General features: G+C 71.8%; 17 protein-coding genes and 1 tRNA gene. 7 read left to right on the top strand and 11 right to left on the bottom strand.

The annotated features are described in order from the left end of the window. Positions 1–113: 113 nt before the first annotated feature. A complete protein-coding gene (locus AB0D99_RS18485; protein WP_362362589.1) occupies positions 114–1,667 on the bottom strand; it encodes a right-handed parallel beta-helix repeat-containing protein in 1,554 nt (517 codons plus the stop codon). A gap of 213 nt (positions 1,668–1,880) precedes the next feature. Between AB0D99_RS18485 and AB0D99_RS18480 the strand changes: the two genes are divergently transcribed. From AB0D99_RS18480 to AB0D99_RS18470, 3 genes are all read left to right on the top strand, one after another. Then, positions 1,881–2,417: a VOC family protein gene (locus AB0D99_RS18480; protein WP_362362586.1), complete on the top strand. Its 537-nt coding sequence runs from the start codon at positions 1,881–1,883 to the stop codon at positions 2,415–2,417. Then, entirely contained in the window at positions 2,410–3,240 is an 831-nt protein-coding gene (locus AB0D99_RS18475) for a MerR family transcriptional regulator (protein ID WP_362362583.1), read from the top strand. The genes AB0D99_RS18480 and AB0D99_RS18475 overlap by 8 nt, the downstream gene beginning before the upstream one ends. Before the next feature lie 173 nt (positions 3,241–3,413). Continuing rightward, positions 3,414–3,671: a hypothetical protein gene (locus tag AB0D99_RS18470; protein WP_362362580.1), complete on the top strand. Its 258-nt coding sequence runs from the start codon at positions 3,414–3,416 to the stop codon at positions 3,669–3,671. 91 nt (positions 3,672–3,762) lie between these two features. Here AB0D99_RS18470 and AB0D99_RS18465 read toward each other — a convergent pair whose 3' ends face one another. The 7 genes from AB0D99_RS18465 to AB0D99_RS18435 all read right to left on the bottom strand — a co-directional run bounded on the left by AB0D99_RS18465 (position 3,763) and on the right by AB0D99_RS18435 (position 7,650). After that, positions 3,763–4,233, bottom strand: coding sequence for a hypothetical protein (locus tag AB0D99_RS18465; protein WP_362362578.1), 471 nt, complete (start codon positions 4,231–4,233; stop codon positions 3,763–3,765). A 201-nt stretch (positions 4,234–4,434) separates the two neighbouring features. Further along, positions 4,435–5,070, bottom strand: a complete 636-nt coding sequence (locus AB0D99_RS18460) for a hypothetical protein (RefSeq protein WP_362362575.1) — start codon at positions 5,068–5,070, stop codon at positions 4,435–4,437. A 300-nt stretch (positions 5,071–5,370) separates the two neighbouring features. Further along, positions 5,371–5,443 (bottom strand) — tRNA-Arg (locus AB0D99_RS18455). A 182-nt stretch (positions 5,444–5,625) separates the two neighbouring features. Next, a complete protein-coding gene (locus tag AB0D99_RS18450) occupies positions 5,626–6,078 on the bottom strand; it encodes a DUF1801 domain-containing protein (protein WP_362362572.1) in 453 nt (150 codons plus the stop codon). 60 nt (positions 6,079–6,138) lie between these two features. Continuing rightward, the gene (locus AB0D99_RS18445; RefSeq protein ID WP_362362569.1) at positions 6,139–6,771 is read right to left on the bottom strand and encodes a glyoxalase; all 633 of its coding nucleotides are present in this window, start codon (positions 6,769–6,771) and stop codon (positions 6,139–6,141) included. A gap of 5 nt (positions 6,772–6,776) precedes the next feature. Further along, the gene (locus tag AB0D99_RS18440; RefSeq protein ID WP_362362566.1) at positions 6,777–7,199 is read right to left on the bottom strand and encodes an AraC family transcriptional regulator; all 423 of its coding nucleotides are present in this window, start codon (positions 7,197–7,199) and stop codon (positions 6,777–6,779) included. A 40-nt stretch (positions 7,200–7,239) separates the two neighbouring features. Beyond that, positions 7,240–7,650, bottom strand: coding sequence for a VOC family protein (locus tag AB0D99_RS18435; RefSeq protein WP_362362563.1), 411 nt, complete (start codon positions 7,648–7,650; stop codon positions 7,240–7,242). 478 nt (positions 7,651–8,128) lie between these two features. On the opposite strand from AB0D99_RS18435, the gene AB0D99_RS18430 reads away from it, so the two are divergent. Beyond that, complete coding sequence (locus tag AB0D99_RS18430; RefSeq protein WP_362362560.1) at positions 8,129–9,760, top strand: class I adenylate-forming enzyme family protein; 1,632 nt, start codon at positions 8,129–8,131, stop codon at positions 9,758–9,760. Here the strand turns inward: AB0D99_RS18430 and AB0D99_RS18425 are convergent. Beyond that, positions 9,747–11,027, bottom strand: coding sequence for a M6 family metalloprotease domain-containing protein (locus AB0D99_RS18425; RefSeq protein ID WP_362362557.1), 1,281 nt, complete (start codon positions 11,025–11,027; stop codon positions 9,747–9,749). The genes AB0D99_RS18430 and AB0D99_RS18425 overlap by 14 nt on opposite strands. Before the next feature lie 335 nt (positions 11,028–11,362). Between AB0D99_RS18425 and AB0D99_RS18420 the strand changes: the two genes are divergently transcribed. Both AB0D99_RS18420 and AB0D99_RS18415 read left to right on the top strand, forming a co-directional pair. Further along, on the top strand, positions 11,363–12,001 hold the full coding sequence (locus AB0D99_RS18420) for a TetR/AcrR family transcriptional regulator (RefSeq protein ID WP_362362619.1): 639 nt from the start codon (positions 11,363–11,365) through the stop codon (positions 11,999–12,001). 143 nt (positions 12,002–12,144) lie between these two features. Next, positions 12,145–13,662, top strand: a complete 1,518-nt coding sequence (locus AB0D99_RS18415) for an MFS transporter (protein ID WP_362362554.1) — start codon at positions 12,145–12,147, stop codon at positions 13,660–13,662. Positions 13,663–13,868: 206 nt separating this feature from the next. Here the strand turns inward: AB0D99_RS18415 and AB0D99_RS18410 are convergent, their stop codons facing one another. Next, positions 13,869–14,372 (bottom strand): MarR family transcriptional regulator, encoded by a 504-nt coding sequence (locus tag AB0D99_RS18410; protein ID WP_362362551.1) that lies wholly within the window; start codon positions 14,370–14,372, stop codon positions 13,869–13,871. Between the two features lie 154 nt (positions 14,373–14,526). Between AB0D99_RS18410 and AB0D99_RS18405 the strand changes: the two genes are divergently transcribed. Beyond that, positions 14,527–15,321 carry a class III extradiol ring-cleavage dioxygenase gene (locus AB0D99_RS18405; RefSeq protein WP_362362549.1) on the top strand — a complete coding sequence of 265 codons (795 nt, stop codon included), beginning with the start codon at positions 14,527–14,529 and terminating at the stop codon, positions 15,319–15,321. 74 nt (positions 15,322–15,395) lie between these two features. Here the strand turns inward: AB0D99_RS18405 and AB0D99_RS18400 are convergent, their stop codons facing one another. Further along, the gene (locus AB0D99_RS18400; RefSeq protein ID WP_362362548.1) at positions 15,396–16,421 is read right to left on the bottom strand and encodes a questin oxidase family protein; all 1,026 of its coding nucleotides are present in this window, start codon (positions 16,419–16,421) and stop codon (positions 15,396–15,398) included. Between the last annotated feature and the right edge of the window lie 22 nt (positions 16,422–16,443).

Below are 16,443 nucleotides of genomic sequence, written 5' to 3'. Positions count from 1 at the left end.
ACCCCATCAACCCCCCCCCCCCCCGCCCCCCGCCCCGGGGGGGGGGGGGGCCCCCGGCCCGGGGGGCCCCCGGCGGACGGCGGCACCTCCCGTACCGCTCCTCGCCGCGCGGGCTACCGCGACCCGGGCCGCTGGTACGCGCCGATGTCGGTGCTGCCGTACAGCCGGTTGCCGAAGTAGTCGTGACCGCCCGGGTCCGCGATCGGCGTTCCCGCGCCGAGGGCGGGGGAGCCGGGCCGCAGCCGCAGATCACCCGGGCTGTCCGGGGTCGCGTCGAGGAACCTCGGGTCCGCCGTGACCGCGTGGGCGTCGCCCGCCGGGACGGCGCCCACACCCACGTAGAGGTTGTGGTCGTACGTGTTCCGCGCGTCGACGATCGGGGAGCCGCCCTCCGCGGTGCTGACGAAGACGTTGTTGCGGAAGGTGACTCCGCCCTTGCCGTTGTCGCTCACCATGGCCGTGCCCGCCTGATCGGTGACGACGGTGTTGTTGTAGACCTGGGTGTTGACCGAGGGGGCCGGGCAGACCACGGAGATCACGCCGTAGGGATCCATGGTGTTGCGGTCGTTGATGCTCACGTTGTAGCGGAAGACGTTGTCGGCCGTCCTCATGCCGGTGGCGTTGCAGACGAGCAGGAAGCCGCCCTCGTTGTCGTGGCTGTAGTTGTACTGGTAGACGTTGCGGTTGTTCCCGCCGTCGAAGTCGAACGCCTGCGAGTCGAGCGTCCCGTGGCCGCCGGTGACCTCGTTGTACTGGTAGACGGCGTCGTCGAAGTTCCACGCCCAGATCCCGGCGTTGTAGCCGGCCGAGCGCATGTTGAACCCGTCGACGTAGTTGTGCTCGACGAGCGCGTGGTGGCCGTGCTGGAGCACGATGCCGTCCCCGCCGACGTCGATCACCTTGTTCCCGCGGATCGTGAGGTCCGTGTTGGGCGCCCAGCCGGGCGCGCCGCTGTTGGGGTGCTCGGGACGCTTGCCCCAACTGGACGCGGTGGCGATGCCGGTCCGGTCCACGTGCCGCACGGTCGAGTCGGTCACCGTGATCCCGTCGAAGCGGGTCGGCGTCGTCGTGCCGCGCACGACGAAGAGGATCCCGCCCGACGGATCGGGGTCCTTGTGGTCGGACCCGTTGACGTCGTGCACGTCCACGTCGTCGACGACGTAGTGCTCACCCGTGCCGAAGTCCGTGAGACGGAACAGGATGCCGGCGCGGCGCTCCTCCGGCCCCGGCGCGGCACCCTTGTTGGAGACGTCGAGGTTCCGCAGCTCCCACCGCTCGACGTTCTCCAGCAGGACCGCGGCGCGGGCACCGCCGCCCCGGATGCGCGGCTTCGCGCCCTGCCCGTAGGCGTCGACCCTGACCGGTGCGCCCTCGGCCCCGGACCCGGTGGGGGCGAACACGCCGTCGCAGCTGCCGCCGCGCCGGAACAGGATCCGGTCACCGGGCCCGTACACGACGGAACTCGCCTTCTCCAACGACCTCCAGGCGGAGCCCGGCGACGTTCCCGCCGCGCCGTCGGAGCCCGAGCCGCAGTCGACGAAGTACGTCGTCCCGGCGCGCCTGACGCCGTCGCCGGCCTCGGTGCTCGCCGCGGCGGGCAGGGTGCCCGCCGCGGTCGAGAGCACCACGGCGAGAAGTGCTCTCGTGCCCCAACTGGTCATCCGCATGAAGCGTTCCCCTCTGTCTGTACGTGGGTGCGTGGGTGCGTGGGTTCGTGGCGTTCGGTGGAGGGGAGGCTTCCAGGGCACGGGGGGACCGGGCCATGCACGGAACGAGCGGGGACTTGTGTTTCTGTCGCGGCGGCGGGGGCTTGTGTTTCTCTCGCGGCCGTACGGAACGGGCTTGACCCTCACGTCGCGTGAGGCCGGAGAGTGGTGCGCATGAGCGACCACTACAACGCGTTCGAGATGAGCCCCGTACCCGCCCCCGGCCCGGACGCCACCCCACCGGAGCCGTTCCACGGCATCTACGGAATGCCCGCGTTCGTCACGATCCCCACGAGCGATCTGGCGGAGTCCGTGGAGTTCTGGACCCGGGGGCTGGGGTTCTTCGAGCTGTTCGCCATCCCCGGCACACTCGTGCACCTGCGCCGGTGGGCCTTCCAGGACGTACTCCTCGTCCACGCGGAGAGCGTCCCGGAGCGGGCACCGGCGATGAGCTTCAGCGTCGCTTGCGTGCTCAGCCAGGTCGACTCGCTGGTCGAGGCGTGCCGCGCGGTGCGCCCCGGCTCGGTCGACGGGCCGCGGGACACCCCGTGGAACACCCGAGACGTCGAGGTGATCACCCCCGAGAACGCCCGGATCGTCCTCACCGCGGTGAAGCCCTTCGATCCGGACAGTCAGGAGGCGCGGAACCTCGCGGCCATCGGGATCACCCCACCTGACCTCGGCCGCGGCGACAATGGGGAACATGCCTGATGACACCGATGCCGATACCGACACCGACGGCCTGACCGTCGGTCAGGTCTCCTCGCGTCTGGGCGTGACGGTCCGCGCGCTGCACCACTGGGACGAGCTCGGCCTCGCGCGACCCTCGCTGCGCACGGCCGCCGGATACCGGCTCTACACCGCCGGAGACCTGGAACGCCTGCACCGCGTCGTCGTCTACCGCGAACTCGGGCTCGGTCTGGAGCGGATCGGGGCGATCCTGGAGGACTCCGCCGGGGACGTCCTCGGCGAGCTGCGCACTCAGCGCACCCGGATCGCCGAACGGATCGAGCGCCTCCGGCACCTCGACGCCGGTCTGGACCGGATGATCGACGCCCACGAGCGCGGCCTGCTGCTGACCGTCGAACAGCAGGCCGCGATCTTCGGCCCGGGGTGGGACCCGGACTGGCCCACCCAGGCCCGTGAGCGCTACGGGCACACGGTGCAGTGGCGGCGGTACGCCGAACGCTCGGCCGCGCGCGGCCCGGAGGAATGGCAGGCCGTCGCCGACGCCAACGCCGCCCTCGACCGCGCCCTGGCGGACGCGATGGACGCCGGCGTCACCCCGGGCAGCCCGGAGGCGAACCACCTCGTCGAGCGGCACCGCGAGGTGTTCGCCGCGTACTTCCCGCTCACCCGACAGATGCAGGTCTGCCTCGGCCGGACCTACGAGACCGATCCGGGCTTCGCCGCGCACTACGACACCATCCGCCCCGGCCTGGCCGCATGGCTCCGCCGCATCATCGACGCGGCCGCCCGAGCCCACGGCATCGACCCGGACACCGCGACCTGGCAGGAGGAAGGCTCGGCCTGAGGCCCGCGCACCGGACGGCGGGCGGCGCGCGCGAAAACGCGTGGCGGCGCGGGAGCCCGACGGCGGATAGTGGACGGATGCCCCACCGCTACGCACACGTGTGCCTCTCCTGCCGGGTGTCGTTCAAGCGATCCGATCGGGGAACGCACCCCTGCCCGACGTGCCGCCGGGAGATGCTCTGCGCCGGTGACGCCTTCGAGGCCCCGCCGCAGCGGGACCGGGATGCCTGGAGGGTCGTCTCCGCCCTGCTCCACGCGGGGCTGGACTTCAAGCAGGACTGCTGCGGCTGCGGCCCCGGCTACCGCCCCCGGAGCCTGAGCGAGGTACGAGAACGCCTCACCCACGCCCGCCGAACCGGAACCCCGATCGCGCAGGCCCTCGTGACGAGGGACCTGACCGCTGAGGTCGACCGCTGCCATCCGCCTCGCTGATGTCGGGTCATGGATGTCGGACCGTCCTGACATCCATGACCCGACAGAACGACCTGGGCCGAATCCTGGGCCGGTGACCGCCGCTGGGCGGTCAGCCGACCCGCTGGTAGGTCTCCTCCGAGCCCTGGCCCGAGTCGTTGGTGAGGATCAGCCGCTCCTGGCCTTCCACGTCGCCGAGACGCAGCGGAACGGTCTGCTTGCCGGCCCAGCCGCAGTCGATCTGCGCGAGGAAGTGGCGCCAGACCTTGTCCGCCTCCGACTGCACGGCCTGCACGCCGCCCTCGCAGGTGTCGCTCCCGTCGCTGGTCCAGAACTTCCCGTCTGCGGAGATCCGCAGCGTCCAGGGGGTGTCGCCCTCGGTGCCGGTCTCCTTCCACTCGCCGACGACCATGGCCAGGTTGGTTTCGCCGGGCTTCGTGGCCTGTTCCGCGGGGTTCTTCGGATTCGTGTCCTGCGACCCCGCGCCGTACGGATTCGCCGAGTCCTCCGAGGTCTCACAGCCCGTCAGGAGCAGCATTACTCCCAGGGCGGCCCCCGCCGCACCTCGTGTCCATCTGATCATGGGTCTACCGTACCCACCCCAAGTCGACGGTCTCGAAGCGGCCTTGGCGCCAGGGCCGGCACCCCGGCCCGCGGCCGGCCAGAGGGTCCACGCCGCGCAGGCGGGCACGGAGAAGCCCCAGCCGGCGTACCGTACGGCTGGGGCTTCCCGGTCTTCTGACAGTCACTCGGCTCAGGACGAGCCCGGGTGTGGCGCCACAGCTCAGGGCGCGGTCACTCCGAAGTTCTGGCGGCTGTTGTTGCTCGCGCCGGGGCTGTTGATGTTGTTGTTGACGCTGATGTTGTTGAACATCGTGATGACGCCGTTGAGGTTGATCGGCAGGATCGATCCCCCGCCGTCCCCGTTGCCGCCGTTGCCGCCGTCGCAGTCGCCGCCGGTGATCGTCGTCGGGTCGCTGTCCGAGAGGATGGGACTTCCCGCCTCGTCGGCGACCGTGACGGTGTTGGTGACGGAGCACGGTGCGTCGTCGGCGACGCTGACGGAGACACTGAGCGTGAAGGAGGCGTTGGGCGCGACGGTGATGGGGCCGTTGCACTGGACCGTCGAACCGCCGTTGGTCACCATGCACGGCAGCGTGCCGCCGATGCTCGTGACCGTGAGCCCCGCGGGAAGGTTGTCCGTCACCTGGGCGACGTTGGTGCCCTCGTCGCCGCTGTTGCTCAGGGTGATGGTGTAGACGCCCTGTCCTCCCCGCGCGAAGTTCCCTTCGTGGCTCTTGTCGATGTTCAGGATCGGCTGAGCCTGGGCGGGGGCCGCCAGGGCGAACGGAAGCGCGATGCCCAGCCCCACCACCGTGCCGAGGGCAGAGATCCGCCGCCTCATCGCGTTGCTCTTCATCTACGGTTTCTCCAGTCCGTGAGGGTCCGCTGCGGTCGAGCTCCGGGAGCGAGTGGGGGAGCCGACGCGAGGAGCGTATTGACCGGATACGGGCCATTGGTCGGCAGGCGACGGAGAAACGCGCATTTCACTCGATCACCCCGCCGCCGCCTCCCGAGCGGTCGAACCCCCACGGAACGACGACGCCCGGCGCCCAGCCCGCTTCGGGGCGGTGCGCGACAAGGCGGCCGGCTGGAGCCGGCGAGGCAGCTGAAGACGTCAAAGACCCCCAGCCGCGATCGGCTGGGGGTCTTTTCCTTGTGCCCCCGGCAGGATTCGAACCTGCGACACCCGCTTTAGGAGAGCGGTGCTCTATCCCCTGAGCTACGAAGGCATTCCTCGTCGGTCGGTTCGCAGACGCCTCCCGGGTGGGTCCTCGGGGGACCTTCGCCGGGCAGGGCTGTCTGGGAGCCCACTGACCGCTGACAGCCTAGCGGATCGGGCTGCGCGGGTGCGCGCCACATGAGGGATCATGGCTGGGCTGCCCGGCGGATGGGTGGCCGACCTGTGGAAAGGTCAGCTCGCCGCCCTCTTGAAGAGCTCTCCGATGCGAGCCTCGTCGGACGCCGTCAGCGTCGTCAGCGCGAAGGCCGTCGGCCACATCGTGCCCTCGTCGAGGTTGGCCGGGTCGTTGAAGCCGAGCGTCGAGTACCGCGTCTTGAACTTCGCCGCGCCCTGGAAGAAGAAGACGACCTTGCCCGCCTTCGCGTACGCCGGCATCCCGTACCAGAGCTTCGGCGTGAGCTCCGGCGCGCTCGCCTTGGCGATCGCGTGGATGCGCTCGGCGAGGGCGCGGTCCTCGTCCGGCATCTCGGCGATCTTCGCGAGCACCTCGGCCTCCGGGTCGGCCTTCGCCCCGCGCGGGCGGCGCGCCGAGGACTTCAGCTCCTTGGCGCGCTCCTTCATCGCGTCGCGCTCCTCGGCCGTGAACCCGTCGTACTTCTCGTCGGACTTCTTCGGGTCGCTCATCGCGGTTCCTCTCTCGGCGGTGGGTGTTCGTCTGTCAGGCAAGCCGGGGGCGGGCGTCCGTCACGCCTCTTCCCAGGCGAAGCCGTCCGGGTCGGTGAAGGCCGCGCCCGTGGTGCCCAGCGCGATCCGGTGCGACCCCGTGCCGTCGACGGGCACGCCCACGTCCTTGGCGAGGGCGCGCCGGCCGTACAGCGCCAGCTTGACCGGGCTCGACTCCGCCGTGGCGAACTCGACGTACTTGCGGCCGAAGCTCTTCGTCACCCGGAGCCCCTGCCCGACGTAGAACTGCTTGCTCTCGGCCACGTCCGCGGCTCCGATCAGCAGCACCATCTCGTCGATCTCACCGGTCGCCGGGCCGGTGTCCTTCTTCTCCGACGTGGCGATCTTCCAGATCGTCCCGTCCGGGGCCTGGACGACGCCGCCGTAGCCCCAGAAGGACTTCGACACCGGCTTCAGCGCGGTGGCGCCGGCTTCGAGCGCGGCGTCGACGAAACCGCGGACGTCGGCGGGCCGGGACACCGTGAGCGACAGCGAGAACCCGCGGAAGCCGCTCGTCGGAGCCTCGGAGGCCCGCAGGCGCACCCGGTCGCCCAGTCCGAAGGCCGCGTAGAACCGCTCGGCGGCCGCGATGTCGGTCACTTCGAGGGTGAGGGAGTCGATGGAGGTGGTGGGGGTGGAGGTCGTGGAGTTCATGGCATTCACGCTAGTTCCGCCTCTCTCTGCAGGGCTTCTCGATTCCTGACCGGTCCCGGTGCGATGTGGCGCCGGTACGCGTCCGGGTCCATCCCGACCAGCTCGGTGAAGTACGCGCCGAACGCGTCCGGCGACGAGCAGCCGACCGCGAAGGAGACCTCGGCCGTGTCGAGGTCGCCGCACCGCAGGAGCACCGTGGCCCGCTCGACGCGACGCGCCATCAGATAGGCGTAAGGCGGCCGGCCGTAGGCGAGGCGGAACTGCCGGCTGAGCTGTCCGGCCGGCATGTTCGCGTCGAGGGCGAGGCTCGCGACGTCGAGCGGTCGCGCGTACTCCCGGTCCATCCGGTCGCGGACGCGGCGCAGACGTGCGAGATCGCTCAGCCACTGCGCGGCGATGCGGGCGCGCGACCATGCGGGATGACACATGAGTGAGCTCCTTCGGTCCGGGCGGGTGGTGGCGCGGTGCTCAGCGGAGCTCTTGGATGCGGATCAGGTTCCCCGCCGGGTCGCGGAAGGCGCAGTCGCGGACGCCGTACGGCTGCTCGGTCGGCTCCTGGACCACCTCGGCGTCCCCGGCCCGCACCTTGGCGAAGGTGCCGTCGAGGTCGCGGGTGGCCAGCAGGATCCAGCCGTAGGTGCCCTTGGCCATCATTTCGAGGATGGTGCGGCGCTCGTCCTCGGTGATTCCGGGGTCGGCGGCGGGCGGGGCCAGGAGGACGGACGTGCCGGGCTGGTCGACGGGGCCGACCGTGATCCAGCGCATCTTGCCCTGGCCGACGTCGCTGCGGACCTCGAAGCCGAGGGCGTCGCGGTAGAAGGCCAGCGAGGCGTCCGGGTCGTCGTGCGGGAGGACTGTGGTGTGGATGGTGATGTCCATGGCCGTCACGTTAACTGCGCCTGGGGGATGGGGGCTTCTCGAATACTGATCCGTTCGGGCGACCGCGTGAGCGCTCCGCGCGACGCCTCCTCGGGCACCCCGGGAGGGGTGCCGGACGGCGCCGGCCCGAAGGGTGAACCGGAGCCCGTCCGAGGCGGTGTCCGGCGCCGGCCCGAGGCGTGATCCGGACCTGGTCCCGGCCTGATCCAGCCCTTCTGACCTGCGGCGACGAGTGGTACGTTCCGGGCTGGACTGGACTGGGCTGGACTGGGCTGGACTGGGCTGGACTGGGCTGGACTGGACTGGACTGGACTGGACGGGACTGGACTCACCGGACTGGACTCACCGGACGGGACCGGCAGGTCGGGTCCGACGAGACAGGTCCGATGAGACAGGTCCGACCAGACAGGTCCGACGGGGCAGGTTCGACGCGACCGGCGGGGCGCGGCGCGTCCGAGCCGCCGGGGAGAGGGTGGACGTGGGCGGAGGAGAGACGGCCCTGGGTGTCGGCGCGCGGCTTGCCGCGCCCGGCGGGCCCTTCGCGGTCGAGGACGGGGTGTACGTCGGCGGCCCCCGCACGCTGCGGGAGTTCGTGGAGGCCACCTGGGCCTACGGAGACCGGGTCTTCCTGGTGTCCGAGGGCGGGGAGCTGACCTACCGGGAGTTCTTCGACGCGGCCTGCGGCCTCGCGCGGCGCTTCGGCGAGGAGTACGGGCTGCGGCCGGGGGACCGGGCCGCGATCGCGATGCGGAACCATCCTGAGTGGCAGATCGCCTTCTGGGCCGCGCAGCTCGCGGGCCTCGTCGCCGTGCCCCTGAACGCCTGGTGGACCGAGGAGGAGCTCGCGTACGCCCTCGACGACTGCACGCCCGGGATCCTCCTCGTCGACGGGGAGCGGGCGGGGCGGGTCCGGCGCTGGGCGCGTGAGCACGGGGTGCCGGGCGTCGTCTTCCACGGGGAGGCAGGGGAGGGCTTCCGGGAGTACGTACGCGACACCGATCCGTTCCTCGGGCCGCCGCCCGTCGACGTCCTGCCCGAGCACGACGCCACCATCATCTACACCTCGGGGACGACCGGGCGGCCCAAGGGGGCCGTCGCCACGCATCTGGCGCAGGCCGGGGCCGCGATGAATCCCCGGTACTACGCCGCCGCCTCCGCCCTCGGCCGCGGCACGGTCCCCGGGCAGGGGCCCGCGCCCGTCTCGCTCACCACGTTTCCGTTCTTCCACGTGGCGGCGTTCACGTCGTTCTACTCGGTCATGGCCGCGGGCGGGACCCTCGTCCTGATGCGGAAGTGGGACGCGGGCGCGGCGCTGGAGCTGATCGGGCGCCATCGCGTCACGCACTACGCCGGTGTGCCGACGACCGCCCTGCAGCTGCTCGACCGGGCGGAGGAGGCGGGTGATCCGCTGGAGAGCCTCGTCATGCTCAACACCGGCGGCGCCGCCGCGTCGCCCGAGATCGTGGCCCGCCTCACCGCCCTGTCCGGGGAGCGCATCGAGCCGCGCAACGGCTACGGGCTGACCGAGACCTGCGGGGGCGTGTTCGCGAACTTCGGTGCCGAGTACCGCGCGGATCCGCGGAGCGTCGGCCGGCCGACGCCCGCGACCGAGCTCCGGATCGACCGGCCGGACGCGGACGGCGTGGGGGAGCTGTTGCTGCGCGGGCAGTCCCTCGTCCGCGGGTACTGGCGGGACGAGGAGGCGACGAAGGGCGCCTTCGGCGACGACGGATGGTTCCGTACGGGGGACCTCGCCCGTCTTCACGACGGGCGGATCACGCTCGTCGACCGGCTCACGGACATGGTGGTCCGCGGCGGGGAGAACGTGTACTGCGTCGAGGTCGAGAACGTCCTCCAGGGCCACCCCGCCGTCCTCGACGCCGCCGTGCTCGGGGTGCCGCACCCGACGCTGGGGGAGGAGGTCGCCGCCGTCGTACGGCTCAGGGGGCCGTCGCGCGTCACGGTGGACGAGCTGCGGGCGCACGTCGGCGCCCGTCTCGCCGCCTTCAAGGTGCCGGCCCATGTCGTCGTGCGGGACGCCGAGCTGCCCCGGAACGCCACCGGGAAGATCCTCAAGCGGGAGCTCAGGGAGGAGCTCACGCGCGGCTGACGCGCACGCGGTAGTGGCCCTTGTCGTCCTCGTCGGTCACGGTGATCCGGATGCCGTTGGCGCGGTCCGTGAAGGTCTCGCCCGGGCGGTACGGGGCGTCCGACAGCTCCGCGTGGACGTTCGGGCGGCGCGTGCAGCCGCCGCTGTCCTTGTCGCTGTCGGCCACGGTCACCGGGCCGTGCCCGGTGTCGACGTCGGACTCCACCCGGTAGATCAGGACGCCCGGCTCGCAGACGGCCTCGTCGTTGCCGTCGCGGGTGCGGACCTCGATCGCGTACCCGGAGGTCTCGGAGAGCGGTACGAAGGCGAGCTTGTCGCCGCCGGTGGTGGCCAGCGGAGTCAGCGTGTACTCGTGTGTTCCGGGCGTGGACGCGCAGCCGACCTGCTCGTTGTCGAGCCAGCCCAGCTTCCACTTGTGCCAGCCGAGGAGGTCGTTGTTGTCCCCCCAGTCCTCGGACATGATGTCCCAGTGCCCGACCGTGCCGCCGCCGTCCGCGGTGTAGAGGTCGGGCAGGCCGAAGACATGGCCGTTCTCGTGCGGCAGGACGCGGTAGCCGGTCGTGGCGTACGAGCCCGAGCCGTCGTCCTGGCGGCTGTAGACGAAGGACGTGTTGGAGAGCGGGACGCCGTCCGCGTAGGGGGCCTCGTCGTTCCCGGAGAAGGTGACGGACAGGACGGTGTCCAGGGCCGAGGGGCCGGCGTTCGGGGTGACCAGGACGTTGACCAGGTCGTACGCGCTGAAATCCACCTTCGGGTCGGCGGCCTTCACGATGTCCTCGACGAAGCCGCGGTAGCCCGGTTCGTACGGTGAGCCGCGCTCTATCCCGTACGAGGAGAACGGCCTCGGCATCCGCAGCCAGTCGGATATCGGGGCTTCGGGGTGGTAGTGCAGGCGCCCGTACGAGCTGGTGCGGAACCACTCGGCGGTCTTGGGGAAGAACTCGCGGTAGCGGCTGAGAGCCGTGCCGTCGCCGGGGGCGTCGGGGAAGTCGACCATCAGGTTGAGGGCCCTGATCCTGCCCGTGGAGCGGGCGTAGCCCGGGGCGGTCGGCAGGCCCTCCGACATCTGCACCCCGAGCGTGGTGGCTATCCGGCACGGTCCGAGCCTGGACTCCTGCGACTCCCTGGGCGCGGTGGCCACCGGGCCGGCCGAGGCCGGTGCGGGGCCGGGGAGGGTGGTGCTGGCCGAGGCCAGCGCGGCGAGCGCGAGTGCTGCTGTCACGGCGAGGGCGACGGGTCTGCGTATCCCCCGGCGGGTCTGGTGCATCCGGTCGCCTCTCTGGTCAGCCTCAGGTCAGCGTGAGCGTCGGCGTCAGTCGGCCGGTGGGCCGGCCGGCCAGGCCGGCTGGTCAGCGCCGCTGCTCGATCAGCCTGTGTCGAGAGGTGCGGGGGCGCGCGCGGGGTTGACCCGATCGTGGGTTTTCCGCCTGACCCTTCGAGTGTGACGCAGGTCACATTCATCAGGGGAAATAACCGGGGACTCGCTCCCCGTTTACACCTGTGTTCCACGAAGTGGGGACTCAGTCCCCGGAACGACCGAACCCCTGACGAGAGGAAGGACGTGGCGTGACCGCCCAGGCCCGCACCGAGCCCGCCCGTCGCATGCCCCGCCCGCGCGCGGACGCCCTGCGCAACCGCGAGCGGATCGTGACGGCGGCCCGCGAGATGTTCGTGGAGTTCGGCCCGCAGGTGCCGCTCGACGAGATCGCGCGGCGCGCCGGAGTCGGCAACGCCACGCTCTACCGCAATTTTCCCGAGCGCAACGACCTGATCCACGAGGTCGTCGTCTCCGTCACGTCCCGCACGACGGACCTGGCGGAGGAGGCGGCCAGGGCCGTGGACGCGGGGGAGAGCGACGCCTTCGACGCGCTGCGCCGCTTCACCCACGGCGCCGCGGACGAACGCATCGGCGCCCTGTGCCCGATGCTCGACGGCACCTTCGACATGGACCAGCCCGAACTGCTCGCCGAGCGCACGCGGTTGGAGGAGGCCGTGCGGGGCCTCGTCGACCGGGCGCACCGGTCGGGCAGGCTCCGCCCCGACGTCGACGTCGGCGACCTGCTGGTCGCGGTGTCCCAGCTGACCCGGCCGCTCCCGGGCACCGGCTGCCTGAGCATGGACCGCTTCGTCCACCGTCACCTGCAGCTGTTCCTGGACGGTCTCGAAGCGCCCGCGCGCTCCGTACTGCCCGGCTCCGCCGCCACCCTGGAGGACCTGAGGGGTGATTCCGGCGCGTCGTGACCCCGAGCTGACCGTCCCGTAACACCCCGCCGACGTACCGCGGCACCCTCCCGACACCCTGCGCGTCACTCACTCCGACACTCGGCGCGCCCCTGCACTTACGCCCAGTTTTTCCCTTTACGCACCAAGAGGTGGCTACACCCATGTCCGAAACGGATCCGAGGCGCTGGAAAGCGCTGATCTTCATCGCCCTCGCCCAGCTGATGGTCGTGCTCGACGCGACGATCGTGAACATCGCGCTGCCCTCCGCCCAGCAGGACCTGGGGATCTCGGACGGCAACCGGCAGTGGGTCATCACGGCCTACGCGCTCGCCTTCGGCGGACTGCTGCTCTTCGGTGGCCGCATCGCGGACCTCTGGGGCCGTAAGCGCACGTTCGTCGTCGGTCTGATCGGCTTCGCCGCCGCCTCCGCCCTCGGCGGGGCCGCGAACGGCGAGGCGATGATGCTCGGCGCCCGCGCGCTCCAGGGCGCGTTCGGCGCGCTGCTCGCGCCCGCCGCGCTGTCCCTCCTCGCGGTGATGTTCACCGACGCCAAGGAGCGCGCCAAGGCGTTCGGCATCTACGGCGCGATCGCCGGTGGCGGTGGCGCCGTCGGTCTGATCCTCGGTGGCTTCCTCACCGAGTACCTGGACTGGCGCTGGACCTTCTTCGTCAACATCCCCTTCGCCGTCGTCGCGGCCGTGGGTGCCTACTTCGTCATCCGTGAGCCGGCCGGCGGGCGCAACCGCGCTCCGCTCGACATCCCGGGTGTGGTCCTGTCCACCCTCGGCCTGGTCGCGCTCGTCTACGGCTTCACCCGCGCCGAGTCCGAGGGCTGGTCGGACGCCACCACGATCGGCATGTTCGTCGCCTCCGCCGTGCTGCTCGCCGCCTTCGTCCTGACCGAGGCGAAGGTCAAGCACCCGCTGCTGCCGCTCCGCGTCCTGACCGAGCGCAACCGCGGCGGCGTGTACCTCTCGCTGGGTCTGGCCGTCATCGCGATGTTCGGCCTGTTCCTCTTCCTGACGTACTACCTCCAGGTCGTGAAGGGGTACTCGCCGGTCAAGACGGGCTTCGCGTTCCTCCCGATGATCGCGGGCATGATCATCGGCTCGACCCAGATCGGTACGCGGCTGATGATGCGGGTTCCCCCGCGCTGGCTGATGGGCCCGGGCTTCCTGACCGCCGCGGTCGGCATGCTGCTGCTCACCCAGCTGGAGATCGGCACCTCGTACGCCGGTCTGATCCTGCCCGCCCAGCTGCTGCTCGGCCTCGGTATGGGTACGGCCTTCATGCCGGCCATGTCGCTCGCCACGCACGGCGTCGACCCGCGGGACGCCGGTGTGGCCTCCGCGATGGTCAACACCTCGCAGCAGGTCGGCGGCGCGATCGGCACCGCGCTGCTGAACACGATCGCGGCCTCGGCCACGACCGCGTACATCGCCGACCACGCGGCCGGTGCCACCGGCCAGGGCGCCCAGAAGCTGCTCCAGCTGCAGGGCATGGTCGAGGGTTACGCGGCCGCGATCTGGTGGGCCGTCGGCATCCTCGTCGTCTCCGCGGCGATCGCCGTCACCCTCATCACCACCGGGAAGCCGGAGGCCGGCGCGGTGGTCGCGTCCGGATCCGGTGAGGGAGAGGGCGCCGAGGACGAGGTGCGGATCCCCGTCATCGCGCACTGACCGGCCGCCCCACTCCGCCGCCTGCCCCGGTTCCGCTCAGCGGGACCGGGGCAGGTCCGCGTTCGGGCTCGGGCTCGGGCTCGGGCCGCTGGGCAGGTCCGCGTTCGGGCTCGGGTCGGTGGGCCGGGGCGGGTTGGCGCTCGGGTCGGTGGGGCCGGGGCGGGTTCGGGCTCGGGTCGGTGGGGCCGGGCAGGTCCGCGTTCCGCTCAGCGGAGCCAGGGCAGGTCCGCGTTCGGGTCCGTCGGCTGCAGGCCCTCCGCCATCACCTTCATGATCTCGCCGAGCTGCTCCACCTGAAGCGGGGTGAGCCGGTCGAACATCGCCTGCCGTACGGCGGCGACATGGCCGGGGGCCGTCCGCTCCAGCACCGCGTACCCCTCGTCCGTGAGGTACGCGAACTGTCCCCGCTTGTCGGAGGGGCAGTCCTCGCGGAGCACCCAGCCGTTCTGCTCCAGGCGCGCGACGGCGTGCGAGAGCCGGGAACGGGTGATCTTGACGGCCTTGGCCAGCTCGGTCATCCGCAGCCGCCGCCGGGGCGCCTGGGAGAGCTGGACGAGCAGGCCGTAGTAGATGTGCGGCATCCCGGCGTCGCGCTGCAACTGGCGGTCGAGATGGTCCTCGAGGAGGGTGGTGGCGTGCAGGTACGCGCGCCAGACGTGCTGCTCCTCGTCGCTGAGCCAGCGGGGCGCGTCGTCGGGTGCCATGGTCATGTATCCATCCTACGGCTCATTCTTGAAAGTTGAACTAGATCGGGTCTAAGCTCGTCATGTCAGATGAGCTTGAACTTTCAATGACTGATGGGGCCGGCCCCGGCCGAGGGCGCGGCGCACGTCGTGTCATCGACCCGGAACGGAGGCGGTCGTCATGAACGCCGACACCACGCGGGAACGGATGCCCGCCCTCTATCTCTCGCACGGCGCGCCGCCGCTCGCCGACGATCCGGTCTGGCCCGGCGAACTCGCCGCCTGGTCGGCCGGTCTGCCCCGGCCGAAGGCCATCCTGATGGTCTCCGCCCACTGGGAGGAGGCCCCGCTCGCGCTCGGCGCGACCGAGGCCGTGCCGCTCGTGTACGACTTCTGGGGCTTCCCCGAGCACTACTACCGAGTGCGGTACGCGGCCCCCGGCGCGCCCGGACTCGCCGCGTCCGTCCGCAAGCTGCTGCACGGACCCGGCACTCCCGTGCAGGACATCCCCGACCGGGGGCTCGACCATGGCGCCTATGTGCCGCTCGTGGAGATGTTCCCGGACGCCGACATCCCCGTCCTTCAGATCTCCATGCCCACCCTCGACCCGCGGAAGCTGATGGACATCGGCCGCAGGCTCGCACCCCTGCGCGACGAGGGCGTACTGATCGTCGGCAGCGGCTTCTTCACCCACAACCTGGCCGCGCTGCGGCACTCCGGGCCGGGGGTGCCGGGCTGGTCGGCGGAGTTCGACGACTGGGGGCGCCACGCGCTGGAGGCCGAGGACGTCGACGCGCTCCTCGACTTCGAGCACAAGTCCCCGGCCGGCCGGCTCGCCCACCCGCGCACGGAGCACTTCGCGCCGCTGTTCGTCACGCTGGGCGCGGCCGACGCGGCGGGGGATCTGGGCGGCGGACGGAGCGTGATCGACGGCTTCTGGATGGGGCTGGCGAAGCGCTCGGTGCAGTTCGGCTGAGCACCGCGAGCCCCGCCGCCGCCGCGCCCGCCGGCGCCGGGTCGTGTGCCCGGGTGAGCCCGGCGGGTCGGTGCTCAGAGCGCCGGTGGGTTGAGTTCGATCGCGCGGGCCGCGGCCGCCAGCGCGAGCGGATCGCCGACGTCGAGCGCGGTGTCGGTGAACTTGATCGTGTGGTCGTCGCCGTGCGCCGCCGCCCGCTCGAAGACCTCCTCCGCGGTGAGCGTGACGGAGGTGTACGGGGCGGGCTCGGGCGGCGTGTAGGCGGCGGTCACCGCCGCGGAGGCCGACCAGGCCGCGGACAGGCTCGGCGCCCACAGCTCCCGCGGCAGCGCGGGCAGGGTGCGCAGGACCGCGTTGGGGGCGGTCGCGGCGTGCACGAGCATGATCGGTTCACCGTGGGCGCGGGTGGCGTAGCGGTGGGTCGCGGCCGTGACCAGCTCGGTGAGCAGGGCGTGCGCGGTCTCCGGGTCGGGGGCGGCGCCCCAGCGGGGGAAGGCGGTCAGCTGGGGGAGGCGGTCGCGGACCCCGCCGTCCTGGCGGGGGACGGGCGGTACGGCGTCGAGGGCGGCGGCCGCGCTCGGTGCGGCGGCCAGGTCGGCCAGCGGAGGAAGCGGCTGGTGGCGGGCGGCCCAGTAGCCGAGGGCGTGGGCCAGTTCGGCGCGGCGCGGCGCCGTCTCCGGGGTCGTCAGGAGGGTGCGTACGGCGTGACCGGTGCGGATCACGGGGTGGGTCGCTCCGCCCGCGATGCCGGGGAGGAGCCGCGGCCACCACGCGGCGAGCACCTCCCGCCAGGGCCGCTCCTCGGTCTCCCGCTCGAAGTAGCGCGCCCAGTCGGCGATCCGGGCCGGGTCGCCGAGTGCCTCGCGCCAGTTCGCGTCGGTGACGGGGGAGTGGAGGGGCGGCATGTCCTCCAGCTTGGGGCGGTAGTGGTCGAGCCAGCGGTGCACGGCCGGGGCGTGGCCGCGGCGCACGAGCGCCTCCACGGCCATCGGGGCGTGGTTGGTGAGCCAGCCGTGCCGCTCCGGGCCGGTGGCGTGGAGACGTTCGAGGGCTTCGTCGAGGGTTCCGGTGGTGTCGTGCAGGGGTCGGTCGTCGTCCATGGAGCGACGGTAGGCGCGGCGG

This window comes from Streptomyces sp. NPDC047971 (assembly GCF_040653355.1).
GTDB lineage: Bacteria > Actinomycetota > Actinomycetes > Streptomycetales > Streptomycetaceae > Streptomyces.
This window is presented reverse-complemented; position numbering and strand designations above follow the sequence as displayed.

Bases quoted from the DNA above. Each gene is read 5' to 3' on its own strand.
- AB0D99_RS18465 (WP_362362578.1), bottom strand. From the start codon at position 4,233: ATGATCAGATGGACACGAGGTGCGGCGGGGGCCGCCCTGGGAGTAATG.
- AB0D99_RS18410 (WP_362362551.1), bottom strand. From the start codon at position 14,372: ATGACCATGGCACCCGACGACGCGCCCCGCTGGCTCAGCGACGAGGAG.
- AB0D99_RS18460 (WP_362362575.1), bottom strand. From the start codon at position 5,070: ATGAAGAGCAACGCGATGAGGCGGCGGATCTCTGCCCTCGGCACGGTG.
- AB0D99_RS18475 (WP_362362583.1), top strand. From the start codon at position 2,410: ATGCCTGATGACACCGATGCCGATACCGACACCGACGGCCTGACCGTC.
- AB0D99_RS18450 (WP_362362572.1), bottom strand. From the start codon at position 6,078: ATGAGCGACCCGAAGAAGTCCGACGAGAAGTACGACGGGTTCACGGCC.
- AB0D99_RS18440 (WP_362362566.1), bottom strand. From the start codon at position 7,199: ATGTGTCATCCCGCATGGTCGCGCGCCCGCATCGCCGCGCAGTGGCTG.
- AB0D99_RS18470 (WP_362362580.1), top strand. From the start codon at position 3,414: ATGCTCTGCGCCGGTGACGCCTTCGAGGCCCCGCCGCAGCGGGACCGG.
- AB0D99_RS18400 (WP_362362548.1), bottom strand. From the start codon at position 16,421: ATGGACGACGACCGACCCCTGCACGACACCACCGGAACCCTCGACGAA.
- AB0D99_RS18405 (WP_362362549.1), top strand. From the start codon at position 14,527: ATGAACGCCGACACCACGCGGGAACGGATGCCCGCCCTCTATCTCTCG.
- AB0D99_RS18420 (WP_362362619.1), top strand. From the start codon at position 11,363: ATGCCCCGCCCGCGCGCGGACGCCCTGCGCAACCGCGAGCGGATCGTG.
- AB0D99_RS18415 (WP_362362554.1), top strand. From the start codon at position 12,145: ATGTCCGAAACGGATCCGAGGCGCTGGAAAGCGCTGATCTTCATCGCC.
- AB0D99_RS18485 (WP_362362589.1), bottom strand. From the start codon at position 1,667: ATGCGGATGACCAGTTGGGGCACGAGAGCACTTCTCGCCGTGGTGCTC.
- AB0D99_RS18480 (WP_362362586.1), top strand. From the start codon at position 1,881: ATGAGCGACCACTACAACGCGTTCGAGATGAGCCCCGTACCCGCCCCC.
- AB0D99_RS18445 (WP_362362569.1), bottom strand. From the start codon at position 6,771: ATGAACTCCACGACCTCCACCCCCACCACCTCCATCGACTCCCTCACC.
- AB0D99_RS18435 (WP_362362563.1), bottom strand. From the start codon at position 7,650: ATGGACATCACCATCCACACCACAGTCCTCCCGCACGACGACCCGGAC.
- AB0D99_RS18425 (WP_362362557.1), bottom strand. From the start codon at position 11,027: ATGCACCAGACCCGCCGGGGGATACGCAGACCCGTCGCCCTCGCCGTG.